Here is a 22,298-nt window from a genome sequence, read left to right on the forward strand (position 1 = left end):
AACCCACTGACGGATACCGCAGGTCCTTGTGGCCTGCGGAACCGAACCAAATCACCCGGCGGCGAGCCCCCCTCGCCGCCGGGTTTGATTTTTTGGGGTGAGGCCGCCGCCCCAGGGGAGCTGCGACGGCGGCCTCTGGACGCCAGCGGCTCCGCGGATCGCTGCTCAATCCGGGCGCCGATGTGGTCCCATGAGCGGCGAGATGGACGATTCGCGCCAAGCCTAAGGCGCAGCTTTGGGCCATCGCGCCCCGGATGCCCATCCCGCAGGCGTAGCGCCTGACTTCTGGGCGCCCCCACCGAGCGCCTGCGGCATGGGCGCGGCGTGACTCCCACGCCAAATCCGCCGATCAATAGGGGCGTGAGTTCCTCCTCGTCCCCGCCGTCAGCCTCGCGCCTGGGCCTGCTCTCGCCGTCGCGGACCCTGCTGGCCTGCGGGGTCGCAGCGCCGCTGCTGGCGTTGGCCACCACCCTCGGCGCCATGGCCGCCTATCCCGGGTTCAATCCCGCCCGGCAGTATCTCAGCGAGCTGGGCGGCGCCTCGGCCAGCCAGCCGCTGATCTTCAACGCCGGGGTGTTCGTGGCCGGCGTGATGGCCGCCGCGGCCGGCTGCGGCTTTGGCCTGGCCATCGTCACCCTGACCCGCGCGCGGCTGGCCGGGGCGCTGACCGCCCTGGTCTTCGTCCTGGCCGGCTGGGGCCTGACCCAGGCCGCGATCTACCACTGGCCGGACCGCCGCCACCTGGCCATCAACCTGGCGCTGGGCATCCAGCTCGCGCCGCTGCTGCTGCTCTGGGGCCTGTGGCCGCGCCGCGACCTCGCCCGGCTCAAGGCCTTCCTGGCCCTGGTCTTCGTGGCCATGGCGGTGTTGACCGTGCTGACCAAGCACCTCGTGGCGCCCCACCTGGTCAACGACGACAACGTCGGATGGTGGGAGCGCGGCTACGCCATCATCCTGGTCGGCTGGGTGGGCGTGGCGGCCTTCGCCCTGCAGCGGAGCCTACGGTTTCAGGCGACTGCGACAAAAACAGCCTAGACCGCGCCCACTTGAATCTGTTTTGGTGAAAATCACGAGTTCGTGATTGATTGTCCGCGAATCGGTTAGGATGCTGCATCGCAGCACTGCGGATGCGCAGTTCGAGTCGACAGGCCTTGGGGGCTACGTGGCTATGAGCGATCTGGCGTCGCTACGCGAAGTATCGCCCCCCTGGGCCGGGCCGGAGGCTGAGACCGAGGCCGCGCCGCAACCCTGGCTGCCGCCGGAAGCGCCGCTGGCCATGCCGCGCCAGCATCTCGATTCCCTGGACGCCTCCGACGTCCAGCCGCAGCAAGGGCCCCCGCCGGCGACCTCGCCACGCCACATCGCCCTGCGGCGCTGGGCCGTGTTCGGCGGCGCCCTGGCGTTGACCGCCCTGGTCGCGGTGGGGCCGTGGATCCTCTACGGCCGAGGCGGCTTCGACGGGCTGGAGACCCTGGGGTTTGCGGTCTTCCTGGTGCTGGCCAGCGCCATCGCCTGCTGGTTCTGCACTGCGGTCGCCGGCTATTTCGTGCTGCGCACCGGCTGCGAGCAGGACGACCTGGCCTTCGCGCCACACCCACCGCCGCCCACCACTCGCACGGCGCTGCTGATGCCGCTTTATAATGAGGACGCCGGCGCGGCCTTCGCCCGGCTAGCGGCGCTCGACCAATCGCTGGCCCGGCTGGGCGTATCAGAAGCCTTCGACATCTTCGTGCTCAGCGACTCCCGCAAGGCCGAGGTCGTGCTGGCCGAGCGGGCGGCCTTCCGCGTCCTGCGGCCGGCGGCGCACAGCCGCCTCTACCTGCGCCGGCGGACGGACAACGTCGAACGCAAGGCCGGCAACGTCGGCGACTGGGTGCGCCGGTTCGGCGGCGCCTATGAGTTCATGGTGGTGCTGGACGCCGACAGCACCATGGCCGGCGACACCCTCCTGCGGCTGGTGGACGCCATGGAGCGCCATCCGGGCGTTGGCCTGATCCAGACCGCGCCGACCATCACCCGCGCCGGCACCCTGTTCGCGCGCATGTCGCAGTTCGGGGTGCGCATGTACGGCCGCGTCGCCGCCGCGGGCCTGGCCTGGTGGGCCGGGTCGGAGGCCAGCTACTGGGGCCACAACGCCATCGTGCGCACCGAGGCTTTTGCCTCGAGCGCCGGCCTGCCGATCCTGCAGGGCGAGAAGCCCTTCGGCGGCCACGTGCTCAGCCACGACGTGGTGGAGGCCGCGCTCCTGCGCCGCGGCGGCTGGGCGGTGCACGTCACCGCCGCCCTGGACGGCAGCTGCGAGGAGACGCCGCCGACCCTGCTGGACTTCCTGCAGCGCGACCAACGCTGGTGCCAGGGCAACCTGCAGCACCTGGGCCTCCTGAACGCGCCGGGCCTGCACCCGTTGAGCCGCGCCCAGCTGGTGATGGGCGCCATGGCCTATCTGTCCTCGCCCTTGTGGTTCATGGGCCTGGCGATCGGGCTCATCCTACAGCTACGCTACCCGGTCGACTGGTCGACCTTCTGGTACGTCCTGCATCCCAGCTTCACGCCCTTCATGCTGACCTCGCTGCTGTCCGGCCTGCTGCTGATCGGGCCGAAGCTCCTGGGCTGTCTGCTGGTGCTGAACCGTCCGGGCGAGCGCCGCGCGTTCGGCGGCGCGGGCGCGGTGCTGAAGAGCATGGGCCTGGAGATCCTGCTATCGGGCGCGCTCGCCCCGGTGATGATGGTGGCCAACACCCGCGCGGTCTTCCTGACGCTGCGCGGGCGCGACGTGGGCTGGCGGCCGCAGCGGCGCGACGCCGACGGCCTGGCCTGGGGCGACGCGCTCAAGGCCATGCGCTGGCAGATGCTGGCCGGCCTCGCTTTCTGCGCCGGCCTGGCCGTCCGCCCGGATCTGGCGGTGTGCTTCGCCCCCATCGTCGTGCCGCTGCTGCTGGCCGCGCCGCTGGCCGTCCTGACCTCGCGCCTCAGCCTCGGCCAGGCCGCCGCCCGCGCGGGCTACCTGACGACGCCAGACGACCACGGGATGAGCGCCACGCCGGTCGTCTTCCGCGCGCCGACGCGCCTGACGCCCGCGCCGCAGGCGCCGAAGACCGTCACCAATCTGGGCTGACTGCCCCGCTGGGACTGCATGCTCGCGGATTCGCGCCCAGAAATAGGCGCCGCGCCGCCGAACGGCGGAATATGACGCGCCTCTGTTTACGCGGCGGCAAAGCTGCGCCTATCGTCCGCCTTCGGTTTCGGGGATTGGGGTAGATCCATGCGCCTATGGACCTGGGCGGCCACGCTGATCGTGGCTGCAGCGGTGAGCGGTTGCGCCACCACGACGACGCCGGCCAAGGTCGCAGAGGCCAAGGCCGACGCCCCGGCCGCGCCGGCCAAGCCCAAACCCTTGCCGCCCGGCCTCGACCCGATGGCCAGGGCCGACGCCTTCCCGTCCACCTACCGGCCGATGCCCAGCCGGCCCACTGCCGTGGTCGGCGCCAGCGTCTTCACCGGCACGGGCCAGCTGATCGAGAACGGCGTGGTCCTGGTCAAGGACGGCAAGATCGAGGCGGTCGGCGCGGGCCTGGCGGTGCCGGCCGGCTACGAGACCGTCGACGCCCACGGCAAGTGGGTGACGCCGGGCATCATCGACGCCCACTCGCACCTGGGCGTCTACGCCTCGCCCGCCGTCCAGGCCAATTCCGACGGCAACGAGCTCACCAATCCGGTCACCGCCGAGGTCTGGGCCGAGCATTCGGTGTGGCCGCAGGACCCCGGCTTCAACACCGCCCGCATCGGCGGGGTCACGACGCTGCTGATCCTGCCGGGCTCCGGCAACCTGATCGGCGGCCGTGGCGTGATCCTGCGCAACATTCCCGCGCGCACCGTGCAGGACATGAAGTTCCCCGACGCGCCCTACGTGCTGAAGATGGCCTGCGGCGAGAACCCCAAGCGGGTCTACGGCTCCAAGGGCCGGGCGCCCTCGACGCGGATGGGCAATGTCGCCGGCTATCGCGCCGCCTGGATCAACGCCGCCGACTATCAGCGCCGCTGGGACGAGTACCGCGCCAAGGTCGCCAAGGGCGAAAAGGCCGACCCACCGAAGCGCGACCTGGGCCTCGACACCCTGTCGGCCGTGCTGCGTGGCGAGATCCTGGTGGAGAACCACTGCTACCGGGCCGACGAGATGGCCCAGATGATCGATATCTCCAAGGAGTTCGGCTACCACGTCGCCGCATTCCACCACGCGGTGGAGGCCTACAAGATCGCCGACCTTTTGGCCGACAACCACATCTGCGTCGCCACCTGGGCCAACTGGTGGGGCGGCAAGATGGAGATGCTGGACGGCATTGAGGCCAATGCGGCCCTGGTCAACGCGGCCAAGGGCGGCTGCGCGGTCATCAAGTCCGACGACCCCGACCTGATCCAGCGCCTGAACCAGGAGGCCGCCGAGGCGCTCGCCGCCGGCCGCGCCGCCGGGCTGCAGATCACCGAGGCCGACGCCATAAGATGGATCACCTCCAACCCGGCCAAGGCGATCGGGATCGACAAGCAGACCGGCAGCCTGGAGCCCGGCAAGCGCGCCGATCTGGTGATCTGGGACCATGACCCCTTCTCGATCTACGCCCGAACCGACCGGGTCTATCTCGACGGCGCGATCTCCTACGACCGCCACGATCCCCGTTACCAGCCGCGCTCGGACTTCGACCTCGGCCAGCCCGGCGAAGGAGTCCGCTGATGCGCAAGGTCCTGTTCAGCGCCTGCGCGCTCGCCGCGCTTACCCTCGGCGCGGCGGCGGCGAACGCCGAGACCGTCGCCATCACCAACGCCAAGATTCTGACCGCCGGTCCGGCCGGCGAGATCGCGTCCGGGACGGTGGTCATCAAGGACGGCAAGATCGCCGCCGTCGGCGCCAGCGCCGCGGTTCCGGCCGGCGCGCGGGTGATCGACGCGCGCGGCGGCGTGGTCGCGCCCGGCTTCTTCGCCACCGGCTCGATGCTGGGCGAGGTCGAGGTGGGCTCCCTGGGCAACGACCTCTCGGTGAACAATCCCGAGATCGGGGCGTCCTTCGACATCCAGTATGGGCTGAACCCGGGATCGGTCCTGTTCCCCGTGGCCCGCCTCGGCGGCCTGACCAGCGCCGTCGTCCTGCCGATCCCCGCGGGCCGCCGCGGCGGCGACGCCGACGAAGAGGATGACGACGACGCCAGCCAGTACACCGCCGGCCCGAGCGGGGAGGGCTCCAAGTCCCACACCCTGTTTTCGGGCCAGGGCGCGGTGATCGACCTAGGCACGGGCGACACGATCCTGACCAAGGCCAGGGTGGCCATGGTCGCGCCCTTCGGGTCCGGCGGCGCGGCCCTCGCCGGCGGGGCGCGCGGCGCGGAGTTTGTGGCGCTGAAGGAGGCTTTCGCCGACGTCCGCGACTACATGAAGAACAAGGCCGCCTACGACAAAGCCGCCTACCGGGACCTCGGGCTCTCCAAGGGCGACCTGGAGGCCCTGATCCCGGTGGTCGAGGGTAAGATGCCGGTTGTGGCCGTGGTCAAGCGGGCCTCCGACATCCGTCAGGTGCTGGCCTTCGCCCGCGACGAGCACATCAAGGTCATCCTCGATGGCGCGCAGGAGGGCTGGGTGGTGGCGCCCGAGATCGCCAAGGCGGGCGTGCCGGTGCTGATGAACCCCTTTGACGACCGGCCGGAGAGCTATGAAGAGCTCGCCGCCACCCTGGATAACGCCGGCCGCCTCTCCGCCGCCGGCGTGACCGTGGCCTTCGAGAGCACCGGCGGCTCGGCCCGCGTGCGCGAGACCCGCTATGAGGCCGGCAGCGCCGTCTCCCACGGCATGGCCTACGGCGCGGCGCTGGCGGCCATCACCATCAACCCGGCGAAGATCTTCGGCGTGGCCGACCGCACCGGCAGCCTGGAGCCCGGGAAGGACGCCGACCTGGTGGTCTGGACCGGCGACCCCTTCGAGCCGCTCAGCCAGCCGACCGCGGTCTTCATCCACGGCCAGGCCCAGCCGATGACCTCCCGCCAGACCGAGCTGCGCGACCGCTACAAGGACCTCGCCCTCCCGCTGCCGCCGGGCTACGTCCACCCGTAACCCAGGCGGGGGCGGCCTAGATCTGGTCGCGCAGGGTGAGCGTGACCGCGCGGCTCTCGCCGCCGCGGCGGACGGTGAGCGCGACCTTGGTCCCGACCGGCTCAGACCGCAGCTTGCGGCGCGCGTCGGCCAGCTGATCGGCCACGGCGGGCTGGCCGTCGATGGCGGTGATCACGTCGCCGACCGCCACGCCGGCCTCGGCCCCGGCGCTGTCCTTGGCGACGTCGGTCACCGCGTAGCCGCCGTCCTTGGCGTTGATCCACAGGCCCGAGCGGTCGAAGGTCCCCACGTCCGGCGGCGTCGGCGTGATCCGCTTCAGGTACATGACCTGGTGGGCGTAGTCGAAGGTGACCACGAAGCGCTTCAGGAGGCCGCTGCCGACATTGCCGTCGTAGTTGGGGTCGGTCATCGAGCCGCCCTTGTCCTCGACCAGACCCGCGGCGACGCCCTCGACCGGCACGCCGCCCAGCGTCAGCGAGGTCAGGCGCACCACATAGGACCGCGACGGGCCGCCGACGCCCCAGCCGACCACGGCGCTGGCGCCTTTCGAGAACCGCGCCTTCAGGTCGTGGGCCTTCACGAAGGGGCTGGTGAAGTCGATCTGCGAGCGCGAGCCGGTGTCGATGTCGAAGTGGGTCGGCAGGCCCGCCACCGATCCCGCGACGAACGGCAGGTGGTCGTAGAAGACGAACGGCACGGCGACGCCCAACGCCGGGCTCGGCCTGAACTTCGCGGGATCGGTGAAGGTGATGGTCTGCTTGCCGTAGTCGACGGTGGTGACCATCCGGCGGATCAGCTCGAAGCCCACCATGCCGTCGACCGCGATGCCCTCGATCGAGGGATCGTAGATGCCGGTGGCGAAGCCCATCTGGTCCTTCAGCCGAACGCCGCCGATGGCGATCTCGCCATAGCGGACAAAGCCCAGGGAGGAATGCCCCTCGCCCGCGCCGCTGGAGACCCCTTCGCCCACCGACTTCAGCCCCACCTGCTGGACCAGCTGCGGCGAGAGCAGGGTGTGGCCGCCGGTGTCGACGATGAAGGTGTAGGGCCCTTTGCCGTCCACCGTGGCCTGCACATAGATGTGGTTGTTGAGCAGGCGGAACGGGACCGTCGTGCTGGCCGCGCCGCCGGCGATGACCGCGCCCGTCGGCGGGGCGGTGGGCATGGCGTAGGCCGAGAGCGGCCGCGCCGGCCCGAAGCTCACCTTGTCGAGCACCGAAGTCTCGACGCCCTCGGCGCCCATGCCCGGATCGGACGCGATCTTGTGCGGCAGGTTGAGCCCGCCCTCGCGCCGGTAGTCCGAATAGGTCTCCTTCATGTGCAGGAACTGCGTGTCGTAGGCGATCCTGGCCAGGCGGTGGGTCTCAGCGTCGAACCAGGCGTCGAAGCGCTTGCCGCCGCGCGGCGCGACCGACAGGTGGTCCAGCGCCCGGCCGCCCTCGATCTCGCGGCCGACGTAGGCGACCTCGGCCCCGCCGCGGTCGGGGCGCCACCAGAGGTTCGCGTTGCGGTAGGCCAGGTCCACCGCCATCGGGACCCGGTCGCCGCCCTGCTGGGGCGTGTAGGCGAGCGAGATGTCCTGCTGCCAGGGGACGCAACCGTCGTAGCCGTCGCTGTTGTGGACCCCGTCAGCGTCCTGGCTCTCCACATAGGCGCCGGTGGCGAGGTCGAACCGCGTCACCGCGGGGCCGGTGAGGCCCGATCCGGTGTGGCTGTAGTCGAACTCCGCGGCGCCGGCCGCCGGCAGGTCGCCCACCGCGGCGTGGTTGGCGTCAAGCACGGCGGCGGCCGTCGGCGCGGCGGCTTGGCTGTTGGCGACGCCGGCGAAGGAGAGGGTTAGGGCGGCGGCGAGGAAGGTTTTCATGACGTCTCTTTAAATTGCAACGCACCGATCCCCGCCTTAGCCCTTGGTCCATGGGCGATCTTGAACGCATTTCACAGGCAGGCGCGCCGGCGCTGCGCGATGCCGAGCCTGGCCGCATGCGCCATGCCCCGCGCGAGACGCTGCCGCGCCACCTGCACGACCACGCCTTCGCCGCGGTGGTCCTGTCCGGCGGCTATGTGGAGGCCGGCGACACCGGGCGGCACCGGATGGAGGCGGGCGATGTCCTGCTGCACCAGGCCTGGGAGAGCCACCTCGACCGCTTCGACGGCCGCGGGGCCGAGGTGCTGGTGCTGGAGATCGCCGATGCGGACGCCCATCGGCTGCAGGGCCGGGTCGCCGATCCCGACGCGCTCGCTCGCATGGCCGAGCGGGACCGCGGCGAGGCCGCCCGGCGGCTGTTCGCGGAGCTGAGGCCTAAGGCGGCGGCGCCCGCCGACTGGCCCGACCTGCTGGCCCGGGCGCTGAACGACGATCCGGGGCTTTGCCTGGGCGCCTGGGCGCGCGAGCGCGGCCTGCATCTGGGCAGCGTCAGCCGCGGCTTCCGGCAGGTGTTCGGCATGGCCCCGGTGAGCTATCGCCTGGTCCAGAGGACGCGGCGCGCCATCGCCGCGGTGCGGGACTCACCGGAACCGCTCAGCCTGATCGCCCAGGATTGCGGCTTCGCCGACCAGGCGCACATGAGCCGTGCGATCCAGACGCTGGCGCGGACGACGCCGGCCGGCCTACGCCGCCTGGCGGCCTAGCTCCAGGCGCCGCCGAGCGCGCGGGTCAGGTCGACGCTGGCCTGCAGCCGACGGGTGGTGAGCTGGATCGCCGTCTGCTCGGCGGTGAGCGCCGCGGTCTGGGCGGTGACCACGTCGAGGTAGGTGGCCACGCCCTGGCGGTAGCGGATGTTGGCCAGGTCCACCGTGCGCTCCGCGGCGGTGACCGCGTCGTTGGCGTCCTTGGCCTCGACGGCCAGACGGTTGGCGAGGGCCATCTGGTCCTCCACATCGCGGAAGGCGTTCAGCACCGTCTCGCGGTAGTTGGCGCTGGCCTGCTCGAACGCGGCCTTGGAGGCGCGCACGCCAGCGGCGCGGCGGCCTCCGTCGAAGATCGCTCCGGCCAGCTGCGGACCCAGCAGCCAGAAGGTGTTGGGCGCGGTGAGCAGGCTGTTGCCGGCGCCGGCGTTCTGCCAGCCGGCCGAGCCGTCCAGGGTGAGCGTCGGATAGAGGGCCGCGCGCGCCACGCCCACATCGGCGTTGGCCGCGGCCGCGCGCCGCTCGGCTGCAGCGATATCGGGGCGGCGCTGCAGCAGGACCGACGGCGCGCTGACCAGGACCTTCGGCTGCGGCAGGTCCTTGTCGACCGCCGCCAGGCTGAAGTTGGAGGCGCTCTCGCCCACCAGGGCGGCGATGGCGTGCTCCATCAGGGCGCGGCTGGCCTGGGTGTCGGTGAGCTGGGCCTTGGCGGAGGAGAGCTGGGTCTGGGCGCGGGCGACGTCGAGGCCTGTGGCGTTGCCGCCGTTATGCAGGATCTGGGTCAGCTGCAGGGCGCGCTCGTAGGCGGTCACGGTCGAGTCGAGCAGGCGGATCTGGGAGTCGAAGCCGCGCAGGCTCATGTAGTCGTCGGCCAGATCGGCCTGCAGGGACAGGCGTGCGGACTTCAGGTCCGCCTCGCTGGCCTGGGCGCGTTCGCCGGCGCCGCGGGCCAGGTTGCGCAAGCGGCCCCAGAGGTCGATCTCATAGGCCACCGAGACGCCCACCTGGTTGGTGGTGTAGTTGTTCGGCCCGCCCACCCGCAGCGGCTCGTTGTCCGAGCGGCGCTGGCGGTTGTTGAGCGCGGTCCCGTCGATCTCCGGCACAAGGCCGGCGCGGGCCTGGGAGGCGAGCGCGCGGGCCTGGTCGTAGGCCGCCACCGCGGCGGCGAGGGTCGGGTTGGCCTTCTCGGCGCGCGCTTCCAGGTCGTCGAGCACCGGATCGGAGAACATCGCCCACCACTGGCCACGCGGCTGGGCGTCGGCAGGGGCGGCGGGCGTCCAGGGCCCGTTTTCCTTGTAGGCGGCGGCCACCGGCGTCGCCGGCGGCGCATAGGGCGGCGCCAGCGAACAGCCCGCCAGAACCCCGCCGAGGAGGGCCAGCGTGCTCGCGCCCAGCGCCAGGCGTTTCATCAGACCTGACCTCACGCGCCGGCCTTCGGCGCGATCTTCTGGGCCGAGGCGCCGGCGACGCGGACCAGGTCCCCGTCGACGAGGGCTTCCGGCGGGTTGTCGACCACACGGTCGTCCGGATCGAGGCCCGAACCGATCTCCACGGACGAACCCAGGTCGCGGTTGATCACCACCTTGCGCAGCTTCACGCGGCTATCGGGACCGACCACGGCCACCACCGGGCCCTGGTTGCGGTACTGCAGGGCGGTCGAGGGCACGCGGATCGTGCTCTGCGGCGCGATCAGATGGAAGGTCACCTGGGCGTAATCGCCGGACTTGATCTTGCCGTCGGTGTTGTCGAGCGACAGCTCGATGAGTTCGGCCCCGCTGGCGGCGCCCACCGACTGCGCCTGGGTGGCGACCGTCGCCTTGAAGGTCTGGCCCGGGTATTCCGGCAGGGTCAGGTCTGCCGTCATGCCGTTGTGGATCAGGGCCGAATAGTTCTGCGGCGCGCGGACATAGACGCGCAGCTTGTGTTGGTCGGCGACGGTGAACAGCGCCTGGTCGGTAGGCGTCCCGGCGGCGATCAGCTGGCCGATGTCGGTGTTGCGCGCGGTGACCACGCCGGCGAAGGGCGCGGTGATCTTCTTGAACGACTCCAGGGCCAGCAGGCGGTTCAGATTGGCCTTGGACGAATTGACCAGGGAGGTCTTTGCGGCCAGGTCGCCGAACTTCTCGTCGGCCTCCTGCTTGGAGACGGCGTCGGCGGCCACCAGGCCCTTCCAGCGATCGGCGGTGGTGGAGGAGAGCTTCTGGTTGGCCTCGGCGGTGGCGAGGTCCGCACGGGCCTGCAGCACCTGCTGGTCGAGGTCCGGCGTGTCGATGTCGGCCAGCACCTGGCCCGCCTTCACCGGCGTGCCGATGTCGACGTACCACTTCTTGAGATAGCCCGAGACGCGGGCGTGGATCGGGGCGTTGTAGAAGGCCTCGACATCGCCGGGCAGGACCAGCGCACGGTCGCCGCCAGCCTGTATCTTGGCCAGGCCGATGGTCGGGATGGTCTGCTCGTGCGTCCAGGTCTTCATGCTCCGGTCGGCGCTGAAGCGGTTGAACAGGCCGACCGCCACCACGATCACCGCCACGATCGCGGCGGCCAGGCCCAGGAGCCTCAGCCGCCCGTCGGAGACGTGCGTCACCACCGGCGTGGTGAAGTCATGGCTGCCTGAATCGTGGCCGCCATGCGGCGCGCCAACGCTCGGCTCCGGGGTCTCCGGGAAATTCACGGGCGATGAGTCAGGCATAGGATTCTCCGGGGATCGGCCCCGCGACCGGGTGCGGCGCATGCGCGTGGCGGCGGCCGTGCACCAGGCTGAAGACCACGGGGACGAATATCAGGGTGGCGATGGTGGCGAAGATCAAGCCGCCGATCACGGCGCGGCCGAGGGGCGCGTTCTGCTCGCCACCCTCGCCCAGGCCCAGCGCCATGGGCACCATGCCGATGATCATGGCCGAGGCGGTCATGACCACCGGGCGGAAGCGGGTGTAACCGGCCTCGGTGGCGGCGCGGATCGCATCTCCCGTGGCGTCGAGCCGTTCCCGCGCAAAGGCGATGACCAGGATGGAGTTGGCGGTGGCCACCCCCATGCACATGATCGCGCCGGTCAGCGCCGGCACCGAGAGCGTCGTGCCGGTGGCGAACAGCATCCAGACGATCCCGGCCAGCGCCGCCGGCAGAGCGGTGATGATCACGAACGGGTCCAGCCAGGATTGGAAGTTCACGACGATCAGGAGGTAGATCAGCACGATCGCCGCGATGATGCCGAAGAACAGGCCCGAGAAGGCGTCGTTCATGGTCACCATCTGGCCGCGCAGGGTGATGGTGGCGCCCTTCGGCCGGTCCTTGGCGGCGTCCTTCAGGATCTTGTTGATGTCGCGGGTCACCGAGCCCAGGTCGCGGTCCTGGGTCGTGGCGAAGATGTCGATCACCGGCAGGGCGTTGTAGTGGCTGACCACCGCGGGGGAAGAGTCGCGGGTGATCACGCCCAAGCCGCCCAGGGTCTGTTCCCCTCCGCCGGTCGGGCCGTTGATCGGCACGCTCTCCAGGCCCGCGATGGACGGGACGCGGAACTCCGGCGTCTGGGCGACGATCGGATAGGACACGCCGTTCTGCGGGTTCACCCAGTAGGTGGGCGCGACCTGGCCGCTGCCGGACAGGGTGGCCAAGAGGCTGTTGGTCACGTCGCGCTCGGCCAGACCCAGCTGGGCGACGCGGGCGCGGTCGATGTCGACGCGCAGCTCCGGCCCGCCTTCCGGCTGCTGCATGCGCACGTCGGCCAGGCCGCGGACGCCGCGGATCTTCTCGAGCAGCATGTTGGCGTAGACCCTGTTGGCCGCGGCGTTGGGGCCCGAGACCTGCAGGTCGATGGGCGCGGGCGAGCCGAAGTTCAGGATCTGGCTGACGATGTCGGCCGGCAGGAAGGCGAAGACCGTGCCCGGGAATTGGCGCGGCAGCACCTCGCGCAGCCGCTTCACATAGCCGGGCGTCGGATGGTGGTGCTCCTTCAGGCTGACATAGATGTCGCCGTCCTGCGGACCGATCACCCCGGAGTTCGAATAGACCATGTTGATGGAGCTGTTCGGGATGCCGATGTTGTCGATCAGCGAGCCCAGTTCGTCCGGCGGGATCACCTGGCGGATGGTGGACTCGATGCGGCCGAACTCGACCGAGGTGTCCTCCAGCCGCGTGCCGACCGGGGCGCGGATGTGGATGGTCATGGTGCCGGCGTCCACCGACGGGAAGAAGTTGCTGCCCAGGAAGGGCGCGAGCCCGAAGGACAGCAGGATTAGGGCCAGGAAGCCGAACAGGAACGGCCGGCGCGCGCCCATCGCCCGTTCCAGCAGGCCGGCATAGATCGAGCGGCCGGCGGCGAAGCCTTCCTCGAATCGCTGCTGTAGGCGGCTCAGCGGATTGCGCGAGCTCTGCGCCTTGGCCTGCTCTTCGGCGTGGGGCTTCAGGAGGTAGAGGGCCATGGTCGGGACCAGGGTCCGCGACAGGATGAAGGAGGCGATCATGGCGTAGACCACCGACATCGCCATGGGCACGAACAGGAAGCCCGCCACGCCCTTCAAGAGGAACATCGGTACGAACACGATGCAGATGCAGAGCAGGGAGACGAAGGCCGGCGTGGCGATCTGGGCCGCGCCGTCCAGGATCGACTCGCGGACCTCCTTGCCCTGCTCCAGGTGCCAGTTGATGTTCTCGATGGTCACGGTGGCGTCGTCCACCAGGATGCCCACGGCCAGAGCCAGGCCGCCCAGGGTCATGATGTTCAGCGTCTGGCCGGTGACGGAGAGCGTTGCGATCGCCGCCAGCACCGACAACGGGATCGAGACGGCGATGATCAGCGTCGAACGCCAGGAACCCAGGAACAGCAGGATCATGACGCTGGTGAGCGCCGCAGCGATGGCGCCCTCCCTCACCACGCCCGAGATCGAGCCCTTCACGAACAGGGACTGGTCGTTCAGGGCGGTGATCTTGAAGGTCGACGGGAGTTGTTCGGCCAGGAGCGGCAATTTGTCCTTCACCCCTTGGACCACCGCCAAGGTCGAGGCCGAGCCGGTCTTCAGGATGGTCGACAGAACCGCCCGACCGCCGTCCACGTGGACGATGTTGGTCTGCGGGCCGGAGCCGTCGCGCACCTGCGCCACGTCGCGCATGAAGATGGTGGCCCCGCCCGCTGTCTTCACCGGCAGGTTGTTGAGGTCCTCGATGGTGTCGGCCGCGTCGTTGAGCCGGACGTTGTATTGGTAGGAGCCGATCTTCACGAAGCCGGCCGGCAGGATCTGGTTCTGGGCGGCCAGCGCGTTGCTCACGTCGTTGGCCGAGACGCCCTTCGACTGCAGGGCGTTGGGGTCGAGGTCGATCTGGATCTGCCGCACCACACCGCCGTAGGGATAGGGCGTGGCGGCGCCGGGCACGGTGGTGATCACCGGGCGGATGACCACCTGGCTCAGGTCGAACAGCTTCTGCTCGGAGAGGGTCTTGTCGGAATCGGCCAACTGCAGGATCGGCACGGTCGCCGCCGAATAGTTCAGCACCAGCGGCGGCGTCACGCCCTGCGGCATCTGCCGGATCGAGGTCTGGGCGGTGGCCGTCACCTGGGCGGTCGCGGTGCGGATATCGGTGCCCGGCTGGAAGAATATCTTCACGATGCCGATGCCGGGCAGCGACTGGCTCTCGGTGTGCTCCACGTCGTTGACCGTCGTGGTCAGGAAGCGCTCGAACTGGGTGACAATCCGGTTGGACATGTCGTTGGGCGACAGGCCCGCATAGTTGAAGGCCACGCCGATCACCGGCACGCGGATGTCGGGGAAGATGTCGGTGGGGGTCTTCAGCGCCGCCATGATCCCGAAGATCAGGATCAGGACCGACATGACAATGAAGGTATAGGGTCGCGAGAGCGCGATACGGACGAGGGCGTTCAACGAACAGGGCTCCGGCGGAATTGGGGGTTCCGCGTGCGTGGCTTGGGGGCGGGGCGCACGCGGAACCGGCGCGGGGATAGGGAACCGCGCGGGAGCCTCTTGGACCCCGCCGCTTAAATCGGCCGTGTCAGCCAGATGAAGATTGTTTCATCTAGCCATCGAAGCGGTAGCCGTGGCCGCGCACGGTCTCGATCAGCGGCCGCCCGAAAGCCTCCGCCAGCCGGCCGCGCAGGCGGGCCAGCGCGCTGCGCAGCCGCTCCGGCCCCGCGTCGGCCGCATCGCCCCAGACGTGGTCGACCACCTGCTGGGCGGCGACCACCTCGCCGGCCCGCGCCGCCAGGTAGTCCAGGAGGGCGTATTCGCGCTGGGTGAGCCTTAAGGTTCGCCCGCCCAGGCGGGCGGTGCGGCTGGCCGCGTCCAGGCTGAAGGCCGAGGCGGTATCGGGCGCGGGCTCGGCGGCGCGGCCCAGCCGGGAGAGCGCCGCCAGCCTGGCCTCCAGCTCGCGGAAGTGCGCCGGGCGGGTGAACACCGCGTCCACCCCGGCGCGCAGCAGGGCGGCGCGCTCGCGCGGCGCGGCGCGGTCCAGCACCGCCACCACGACCAGCCCCTGCGCCGCGCGGGCCGCCTCGGCGAGCGCCGGGCCGGGCTCGGCCAGCTCCATCAGCACCGCGTCGTAGTCGCCGCCCTCCTCCGCCAACAGCAGCAGTTCGGCCAGGTCCTGGGCGGTCTCCACCACGTGGCCCGCCTCGGCCAGGGCGTGGCCGATGTAGGGATCGCCGGTGAAGGCGGCATAGAGCAGGCGCATGGCGGCTTCAGGCCTCCAGCCCGCGCGGCCAGCAGTTCAGCGCCACCCGCAGGCCCGGCCGGGCGTCCTCCAGCACCAGGGTGAAGTGGTGCATGCGCGCGATGGCGGTGACGATGCTGAGGCCCAGGCCCGAGCCGGGCTCGTTGCGGGTGCGCGCGGCGCGGTAGAAGCGCTGCAGCACCGCCTCGCGCTCGGCCTGCGGCACGCCGGGGCCGTTGTCCGACACCTCTATCCGCGGGCCTTCCGGCCGGGTGACCAGGCGGATGCAGACCTTGCCGCCGCTGGGCGTGAACTTCAGCGCGTTGTCGACGACGTTGCTCACCGCTTCGAACAGGAGCGTCGGGTCGGCCTGCACCTGCGGCGCGTCGGCGGCGATGTCGGCGGCCAGCTCCACGCCGCGGTCTTCGGCCAGGGGCTCGTGCAGCTCGATCACATGCTCCAGCACGCTCTGCAGCCGCACCGGCTCGAAGAAGGCCTGGCGGTCGCGCCGTTCGATCTCACCGATCCGCTGCAGGGCGCGGAAGCGGGTGAGCAGCTCGTCGGTCTCGGCCAGGGCCTGGTCGATCATCTGGCGCTCGGGACCCTCCAGCCGGGTCTCCTGGCTCACCCGGTAGAGCAGGGCCCTGAGGCGGTTGAGCGGGGTGCGCAGGTCGTGGGCGACATTCTCACCGACGCTCTTCACCTCCCAGAGCAGGCGTTCGGCCTCGTCCATCATGGCGTTGGCGACGCCTGCCAGCATGTCGATCTCGTCACGGCGGCGCGACACCGGCAGGCGCAGGCCGAGCTCGCCCTTCAGCGCCGCGCGGCTGGCCTCGCGCAGGTTGTCGATCCGTTGCAGGGGCCGGACGCTCAGCAGGGCGGCGGCGGCGAGGCCCAGGACCAGAGCCAGGCCGCCGCTGAACAGCAGCGCATTGACCTCGATGCTGCGCAGGCCGGTCAGCACCAGGGCGTCGTGGCCGACATAGAGGATCTCGCCCCAGGGCAGGCGCTCGACCAGGGCGCGCGAGCCCGGCTGCAGGTTAGGTGAGTGGATCTCGCGCGGGACGCCGTCGATGGGGAAGCGCGGCGGCAGCATCCGCACATTGCCGCAGATCCAGATCCCTTCGGCTGAGAACAGGCCGTAGTAGCCGATGTGGCGGGCGTCGGTGGCCACCGCCTGGGTCACCCGCTCGGGCAGGTGTTCGGAGCCGCCGGAGACCAGGTTGCGCGCCTCGCTGACCACGATGCCGTCAATCTGGCGGGTCAGGTAGCCGGCGGTCTGCTGGTAGATCACCCCCATCAGCGCCAGCACGGCCAGGCCGAACACCGCCCCGTTCATCAGGGTCAGGCGGAAGGGCGTCGTGCGCCAGAGCTCACTCGGGCGCATGGATGGCGTACCCCGAGCCGCGGATTGTCTGGATCAGGGGCGCGAGCCCCGGCCGGTCGATCTTGCGCCTCAGGCGCCCCAGATGGACGTCGATCAGGTTGGTGCCCGGATCGAAGTGATAACCCCAGATCGCTTCGAAGATCATGGTGCGGGTGAGGATCTGACCGGAGTTGCGCATCATGAACTCCAGGAGCTTGAACTCCGTCGGCATCAGCTTGATGTCGGCGCCGCCGCGCCGGGCGGTGCGGCTCATCAGGTCGAGGTCGAGGTCGGCCACCGACAGCGTCGACTGACGCGGCGCAGCCTCGCGTCGGCGCAGCAGCACCTCGAGCCGCGCGGCCAGCTCCTCCGAGGCGAAGGGCTTGGTCATATAGTCGTCGCCGCCGGCCCTGAGGCCGCGGATGCGCTCGTCCACGTCGCTGAGCGCGCTGATCATGAGGACCGGGATGTTGACGTCGGCGCCGCGCATCACGGTGACGATGGCCAGGCCGTCCATGCGCGGCAGCAGGCGGTCCAGGATCACCGCGTCGAAGTCGCCGCTCACCGCGCGCAACAGGCCGTCGCGGCCGTCGGCCACCCATTCCACGTCGAAGCCGTGCTGTTTGAGCTCGGCGACGATCTCCTTGCCCGTGGTGGCGTCGTCCTCGATCGCCAGGATCTTCGGCATCGCAGTTCCTGCCGCGGCCCCGCCGCATCCGTTCCCCGCGTCTGTAGCGCGAACCCGCCGCCGCGCCCATAACTGCGGGGAAGACGAGGTCGGAGGATCGCCTTGGGAGACGTCAGCGCGGGCAAGGTCAGGAGCGCCGGCCGCTTCGCCGGCATGAAGCTCGTGCGCGGCGGGACCTTCGCCATGGGTTCGGACGACTTCTACGTCGACGAGCGGCCGGTGCGCCCCGTCACAGTGGGCGATTTCTGGATCGACGAGACCCCCGTGACCAACGCCGCCTTCGCCCGCTTCGTGGAGACCACGGGCTACGTCACCTTCGCCGAGGTCGCCCCCGATCCGCGCGACTATCCGGGTATGGCGCCGGAGATGGCGCGCGCCGGCTCCCTGGTGTTCATCCCGCCGGACGGCCCGGTGGACCTGAAGGGACCAGCCACCTGGTGGGGCTTCGTGTTCGGCGCCTGCTGGCGCCGGCCGCTGGGGCTCAAAGGCCCGGAAGCCCTGCCCGACCATCCGGCGGTCCACATCGCCCACGCGGACGCCGCCGCCTACGCCCGGTGGGCGCGCAAGCAGCTGCCCAGCGAGGCGGAGTGGGAATACGCCGCGCGCGGCGGCCTGGAGGGCGCGGCCTACGCCTGGGGCGAGGCGATGGAGCCGGACGGCCGGATCATGGCCAAGACCTGGCAGGGCGTCTTCCCGCACGACAACCGCGCCGCGCCAGGGCTGGAGCGCACCTCGCCGGTGGGCAGCTTCCCGCCCAACGGCTTTGGCCTCCACGACATGATCGGCAACGTCTGGGAATGGACGGACGACTGGTACGCCGCCCAGCCGACGTCCGGGGCGGCCTGCTGCGGCAAGCCGCGGTCGGAGGTCCTGGCCCGCGAGCAGAGCTGCGACCCGGCCTCGCCTGTGGCCGGCATCCCACGTCGGGTGGCCAAGGGCGGCTCGCACCTGTGCGCGCCGAACTACTGCCAGCGCTACCGCCCCGCCGCGCGCTGGCCGCAGCCCATCGACACCACCACCTCGCATCTGGGCTTCCGTTGCGTCGTGCGCCGATGATCCCGCGTCGGGGAGACGCGCCATGAGTCGAATAGAGCCCAGTCGCCGCGCCCTTGTGGCCGGCCTCGCCGCCACCGTCGGCGTGGCCGCCGCGGCGCAGGCCCAGCCCGCCAAGCGGACGAACATTGTCTTCTTCCTGGGCGAGGGCCTGCGCAGCGACGAGTTCGGCTTCATGGGCGCCCGGGCGCTGAAGACGCCGCATATGGATTCGCTCGCCCGCGAGGGGACGGTGTTCAAGAACGCCTTCGTCACCAACGCCCTCTGCCTGCCCTCGCGCGCCAGCTTCCTCACCGGCGCCTACAGCCACACCACCGGCGCCACGACCAACGAGGAGGCGACGGTCCCGATCAATTTCCGGCTGGTCTCGGACATCCTGCGCGAGGCGGGCTACGAGACCGCCTTCATCGGCAAGAGCCACGTCTCAGGCGCCCTCCTGGACCATCCCTGGGACTACTACTTCGGCTTCAAGGGCCAGGCCGACTACCTGAACCCCACCATCACCGAGCGCGTCGGCGCGGGCGAGGCGGTGACCAAGACCTATCGCAACACCTACGTCGACGACCTGCTCACCGACCGGACCGTGAGCTGGCTGGAGCGCCGCAAGGGCGACAAGCCGCTCTGCCTCTTCGTCTGGTTCTGGTCGCCGCACGCGCCCTTCTATCGGCCGCGCCATCTGTTGGACCGCTTCAACGGGGTGAAGGTCCCCGTGCCGGCCGACTTCGACGAGGACCTCACCGACTACGCTGGCAAGCCCCGGGCGGTGGCCAACGCCGCCAACAAGATCGGCACCAGCGCCGTCTTCTCAGACGATCCCCGCTCGCTGGAGGAGTTGGTCAAGGACCACTGGGCGGGCGTGGAATCCAACGACGAGAACGTTGGCCGTGTCGTGGCCGCCCTGCAGACGCGCGGGCAGTACGACGACACCGCCGTGATGCTGAGCTCCGACCACGGCTTCTTCCTGGGCGAGCACACCTTCTACGACAAGCGGCTGATGTACGAGCCGTCGATCCGGGTGCCGATGATCGTCCGCTGGCCGGGCCACGCCAGGGCCGGCCAGAGCCGCGAGGAGATGGTGCTGAACGTCGATGCGGCGCCGACCCTCCTACAGATCGCGGGCCTGCCGATCCCGGCCACCATGCAGGGCCGTGGCTTCCTGGAGCTGGCGGAGGGCCGCGCCCTTCCCGACTGGCGCAAGGATTGGCTCTACGAATATTACGAATACCCCGGCTACGAGAACGTGAAGCCCAACCGCGGCGTGCGCACCGAGCGCTACAAGCTGATCCACTATTTCACTGAGCCGCAGGAGTTCGAGCTCTACGACCTGAAGACCGACCCAGGCGAGGACCACAATCTCTATGGCCGGCCTGAGTATGCCGAGCTCACCGCGACCCTGAAGGCGCGTCTGGAGGCCCTGCGGGCCGAGACCCACGACACCTATGTCTACAAGCCCAGCCGCGCGCCCAAGCCCTGGGTGATCTTCGACCCGCCCACCACGGTCCCCGAGCCCTGGCGGCCGCAGTCGCGCTAGATGCCCCACTCGGGCGCGCGCCACGCGGGCGTCTGAAATCCCTTTGGTGGAGGTCCTCGCCGGCAATCGCACGTTGACACCAGCTCTGCCGCATCGCTAATGCGACTAATTCGCATTTGCTTTGGGGCAGTCATGAGTATGCAAGGTATCGCCGCCCGCCGGGTCCGGCGCGCGCAGGCGGGCGTGGGATCGGCCACCATCTGTCTGGCGACCTCGTTCGGACTCCAGGCCCAGGCCGCCGACGCCGACGCCAACGCGTCGAAGACGGTCGAAGACCTGATCGTCACCGCCAGCCCCAGCATCAGCGCCTTCTCCGGCACCCTGCAGAACACCGCCCAGAACGTGAACGTCATCCCGGCCCAGGTCCTCACCGATCAGGCGGTGAGCTCGGTCCAGGAGGCGCTGAAGAACGTCCCCGGCATAACGCTGAACGCCGGCGAGGGCGGCACGCACGGAGACAACATCAACCTGCGCGGCTTCGCGGCCAGCGACGACTTCTTCCTCGACGGCCTGCGCGACACCGGCTTCTACACCCGCGACAGCTTCAACCTTGAGGCGCTGGAGGTCTACAAGGGCCCGGCCTCCGCCCAGTTCGGTCGCGGCTCGACCGGCGGGGTGGTGAACCAGGTCTCCAAGACCCCGCAGCTCTCCGATTTCTACAACGGGACCCTGGTCGGCAGCGCCAACAGCGAGGGCCGCGCCACGGCGGACCTGAACTACGCGATCAACGACGACACCGCGGTGCGACTGAACGCCATGGGCGAAGACGCCGGCGTCGCCGGCCGGGACTATGTGGAGAACCGCCGCTGGGGCGTGGCGCCGTCTGTGTCGTTCGGCATCGGCAAGCCCGTCAGCCTTACCCTGAACTACCTGCACCAGGAGCAGAACGACACGCCGGACTACGGCATCCCGTTCGCCTTCGGCGCGCCGGTTCCGGTGCCACGCAAGACCTACTACGGCCTGCCGTCCGACGACCGCACCATCACCCGCGACGACATTGGCACCGCCCTGTTCCGCGCCGAGATCAGCGACAAGGTCTGGTTCACCGATACCGCACGCGCCGGCAACTACTACTTCGACAGCCGGATGACCGCCGCCCACTATGGCGCGACCCCGCCGGCGCCCGGCACGCCGCTGGCCGACGTGCTGACCTTCCGCGACCGGCCGAGCGTGGCGGGCACGGTCTCGACCCTGATGAACGACGCCGACCTGCACTGGAAATTCGACCTCGGGCCGGTGAGCAACCACGCCATCTTCGGCATCGAACTCGACCGCGAGGAGTCCGACCTGGAGCGCTTCGCCAACCAGTTGAACCAGATCCCCGGCACGCCGATCCTCGATCCCGATCCCAACGAGCCCTTCCCAGGCCGCCAGACCCAGGTCACCTCGCGGCCGGACACCGTCACCAAGACCGTCAGCGGCCTGATCGAGGACACCCTCGACTTCGGCGAGCACTTCGAGGCCACCACCGCCGTGCGCCTCGACCGCTTCAACGCCACCTACAACGAGCCGATCACCGCCCAGCACTTCGAGCACACCGACACCATCGCCAGCCCGCGCGTGGCCCTGGTCTACAAGCCGACCTCCAAGATCAGCGTCTACGCCGCCTATGGCACCTCCTACGATCCGTCGGCTGAAAACCTGTCGCTGAGCGCCAAGACCGCCTCGCTCGCACCGGAGCGCGACCACACCTACGAGGTGGGCGTGAAGGGCCAGGCGCTGGACGGCAAGCTCGCCCTGCAGGCGGCGATCTTCCAGACCAACATGGAAAACGCCCGGGTGGGCGACCCCACCAACCCGGCCAATCCGCAGATCCTGGCCGGCGAGGAGCGGGTGCGCGGCTTCGAGGCCGACGCCATTGGCCACCTGACCGAGCACCTGGAGATCATCGCCGGCTACACCTACCTGGACTCGGTGACGCTGAAATCCACCGACCCGCTGTCGGTCGGCGCGCCGCTGCTGAACACCGCGCCCAACCAGGCCAACCTGTGGCTGGAGTACGAGTTTACCGGCCCCTGGGAGATCGGCGCCGGCCTGAACTACCTCGACCGCCGCGCCGCCGACGTGGACAACACCGCTCACGTGCCGAGCTACGTCACCCTCGACGCCATGGTGAAATACCGGGTGAACAGCCACCTGACCCTGCAGCTCAACGGCACCAACCTCACCGACAAGTACTACTTCGCCAATTCCTACTTCTCCTCGCCGGAGGAGAACCACGTGCTGCCGGGGCCGGGCCGCACGGTGCTGCTCACCGCCTCCATCAGCTACTAGGCCGGCGGGGC

At 70.1% G+C, this 22,298-nt stretch carries 15 protein-coding genes; 8 read left to right on the forward strand and 7 right to left on the reverse strand.

From position 1 onward, the window contains the following. Positions 1-360: 360 nt before the first annotated feature. From E8A49_RS18545 to E8A49_RS18560, 4 genes are all read left to right on the forward strand, one after another. Positions 361-1,035, forward strand: a complete 675-nt coding sequence (locus tag E8A49_RS18545; protein WP_293385006.1) for a DUF998 domain-containing protein — start codon at positions 361-363, stop codon at positions 1,033-1,035. A 133-nt stretch (positions 1,036-1,168) separates the two neighbouring features. Continuing rightward, entirely contained in the window at positions 1,169-3,115 is a 1,947-nt protein-coding gene (mdoH, locus tag E8A49_RS18550; RefSeq protein WP_293385009.1) for a glucans biosynthesis glucosyltransferase MdoH, read from the forward strand. Between the two features lie 147 nt (positions 3,116-3,262). Next, a complete protein-coding gene (locus tag E8A49_RS18555) occupies positions 3,263-4,726 on the forward strand; it encodes an amidohydrolase (RefSeq protein ID WP_293385013.1) in 1,464 nt (487 codons plus the stop codon). Further along, positions 4,726-6,093, forward strand: a complete 1,368-nt coding sequence (locus E8A49_RS18560; protein WP_293385015.1) for an amidohydrolase family protein — start codon at positions 4,726-4,728, stop codon at positions 6,091-6,093. Before E8A49_RS18555 ends, E8A49_RS18560 begins: the two co-directional genes overlap by 1 nt. Positions 6,094-6,109: 16 nt before the next feature. On the opposite strand, the gene E8A49_RS18565 is transcribed toward E8A49_RS18560, so the two are convergent. Then, positions 6,110-7,957: an aspartyl protease family protein gene (locus E8A49_RS18565; RefSeq protein WP_293385018.1), complete on the reverse strand. Its 1,848-nt coding sequence runs from the start codon at positions 7,955-7,957 to the stop codon at positions 6,110-6,112. A gap of 116 nt (positions 7,958-8,073) precedes the next feature. On the opposite strand from E8A49_RS18565, the gene E8A49_RS18570 reads away from it, so the two are divergent. Next, positions 8,074-8,721: an AraC family transcriptional regulator gene (locus E8A49_RS18570; RefSeq protein WP_293385021.1), complete on the forward strand. Its 648-nt coding sequence runs from the start codon at positions 8,074-8,076 to the stop codon at positions 8,719-8,721. On the opposite strand, the gene E8A49_RS18575 is transcribed toward E8A49_RS18570, so the two are convergent. From E8A49_RS18575 to E8A49_RS18600, 6 genes are all read right to left on the reverse strand, one after another. Next, positions 8,718-10,127 (reverse strand): efflux transporter outer membrane subunit, encoded by a 1,410-nt coding sequence (locus tag E8A49_RS18575; RefSeq protein WP_293385025.1) that lies wholly within the window; start codon positions 10,125-10,127, stop codon positions 8,718-8,720. The genes E8A49_RS18570 and E8A49_RS18575 overlap by 4 nt on opposite strands. Before the next feature lie 11 nt (positions 10,128-10,138). Continuing rightward, positions 10,139-11,407 (reverse strand): efflux RND transporter periplasmic adaptor subunit, encoded by a 1,269-nt coding sequence (locus E8A49_RS18580; RefSeq protein ID WP_293385028.1) that lies wholly within the window; start codon positions 11,405-11,407, stop codon positions 10,139-10,141. Next, the gene (locus tag E8A49_RS18585) at positions 11,400-14,591 is read right to left on the reverse strand and encodes an efflux RND transporter permease subunit (RefSeq protein WP_293385031.1); all 3,192 of its coding nucleotides are present in this window, start codon (positions 14,589-14,591) and stop codon (positions 11,400-11,402) included. The genes E8A49_RS18580 and E8A49_RS18585 overlap by 8 nt, the downstream gene beginning before the upstream one ends. A gap of 151 nt (positions 14,592-14,742) precedes the next feature. Beyond that, a complete protein-coding gene (locus E8A49_RS18590; protein ID WP_293385034.1) occupies positions 14,743-15,396 on the reverse strand; it encodes a response regulator transcription factor in 654 nt (217 codons plus the stop codon). A gap of 7 nt (positions 15,397-15,403) precedes the next feature. Beyond that, positions 15,404-16,762 (reverse strand): HAMP domain-containing sensor histidine kinase, encoded by a 1,359-nt coding sequence (locus tag E8A49_RS18595; protein WP_293385037.1) that lies wholly within the window; start codon positions 16,760-16,762, stop codon positions 15,404-15,406. Then, on the reverse strand, positions 16,749-17,429 hold the full coding sequence (locus E8A49_RS18600; RefSeq protein ID WP_293385040.1) for a response regulator transcription factor: 681 nt from the start codon (positions 17,427-17,429) through the stop codon (positions 16,749-16,751). The genes E8A49_RS18595 and E8A49_RS18600 overlap by 14 nt, the downstream gene beginning before the upstream one ends. 102 nt (positions 17,430-17,531) lie before the next feature. On the opposite strand from E8A49_RS18600, the gene E8A49_RS18605 reads away from it, so the two are divergent. From E8A49_RS18605 to E8A49_RS18615, 3 genes are all read left to right on the forward strand, one after another. Further along, positions 17,532-18,485 (forward strand): SUMF1/EgtB/PvdO family nonheme iron enzyme, encoded by a 954-nt coding sequence (locus E8A49_RS18605; RefSeq protein WP_293385043.1) that lies wholly within the window; start codon positions 17,532-17,534, stop codon positions 18,483-18,485. 22 nt (positions 18,486-18,507) lie between these two features. Further along, positions 18,508-20,013, forward strand: coding sequence for a sulfatase (locus tag E8A49_RS18610; RefSeq protein WP_293385046.1), 1,506 nt, complete (start codon positions 18,508-18,510; stop codon positions 20,011-20,013). 132 nt (positions 20,014-20,145) lie between these two features. Continuing rightward, positions 20,146-22,287 carry a TonB-dependent siderophore receptor gene (locus E8A49_RS18615; protein WP_293385049.1) on the forward strand — a complete coding sequence of 714 codons (2,142 nt, stop codon included), beginning with the start codon at positions 20,146-20,148 and terminating at the stop codon, positions 22,285-22,287. Positions 22,288-22,298: the final 11 nt, after the last annotated feature.

Source organism: Phenylobacterium sp. (assembly GCF_004799515.1).
GTDB lineage: Bacteria > Pseudomonadota > Alphaproteobacteria > Caulobacterales > Caulobacteraceae > Phenylobacterium.

Coding starts and splice junctions, on each gene's coding strand:
- E8A49_RS18615 (WP_293385049.1), top strand. CDS start 20,146: ATGAGTATGCAAGGTATCGCCGCCCGCCGGGTCCGGCGCGCGCAGGCG.
- mdoH (WP_293385009.1), top strand. CDS start 1,169: ATGAGCGATCTGGCGTCGCTACGCGAAGTATCGCCCCCCTGGGCCGGG.
- E8A49_RS18580 (WP_293385028.1), bottom strand. CDS start 11,407: ATGCCTGACTCATCGCCCGTGAATTTCCCGGAGACCCCGGAGCCGAGC.
- E8A49_RS18575 (WP_293385025.1), bottom strand. CDS start 10,127: ATGAAACGCCTGGCGCTGGGCGCGAGCACGCTGGCCCTCCTCGGCGGG.
- E8A49_RS18555 (WP_293385013.1), top strand. CDS start 3,263: ATGCGCCTATGGACCTGGGCGGCCACGCTGATCGTGGCTGCAGCGGTG.
- E8A49_RS18590 (WP_293385034.1), bottom strand. CDS start 15,396: ATGCGCCTGCTCTATGCCGCCTTCACCGGCGATCCCTACATCGGCCAC.
- E8A49_RS18610 (WP_293385046.1), top strand. CDS start 18,508: ATGAGTCGAATAGAGCCCAGTCGCCGCGCCCTTGTGGCCGGCCTCGCC.
- E8A49_RS18570 (WP_293385021.1), top strand. CDS start 8,074: ATGCGCCATGCCCCGCGCGAGACGCTGCCGCGCCACCTGCACGACCAC.
- E8A49_RS18565 (WP_293385018.1), bottom strand. CDS start 7,957: ATGAAAACCTTCCTCGCCGCCGCCCTAACCCTCTCCTTCGCCGGCGTC.
- E8A49_RS18600 (WP_293385040.1), bottom strand. CDS start 17,429: ATGCCGAAGATCCTGGCGATCGAGGACGACGCCACCACGGGCAAGGAG.
- E8A49_RS18560 (WP_293385015.1), top strand. CDS start 4,726: ATGCGCAAGGTCCTGTTCAGCGCCTGCGCGCTCGCCGCGCTTACCCTC.
- E8A49_RS18595 (WP_293385037.1), bottom strand. CDS start 16,762: ATGCGCCCGAGTGAGCTCTGGCGCACGACGCCCTTCCGCCTGACCCTG.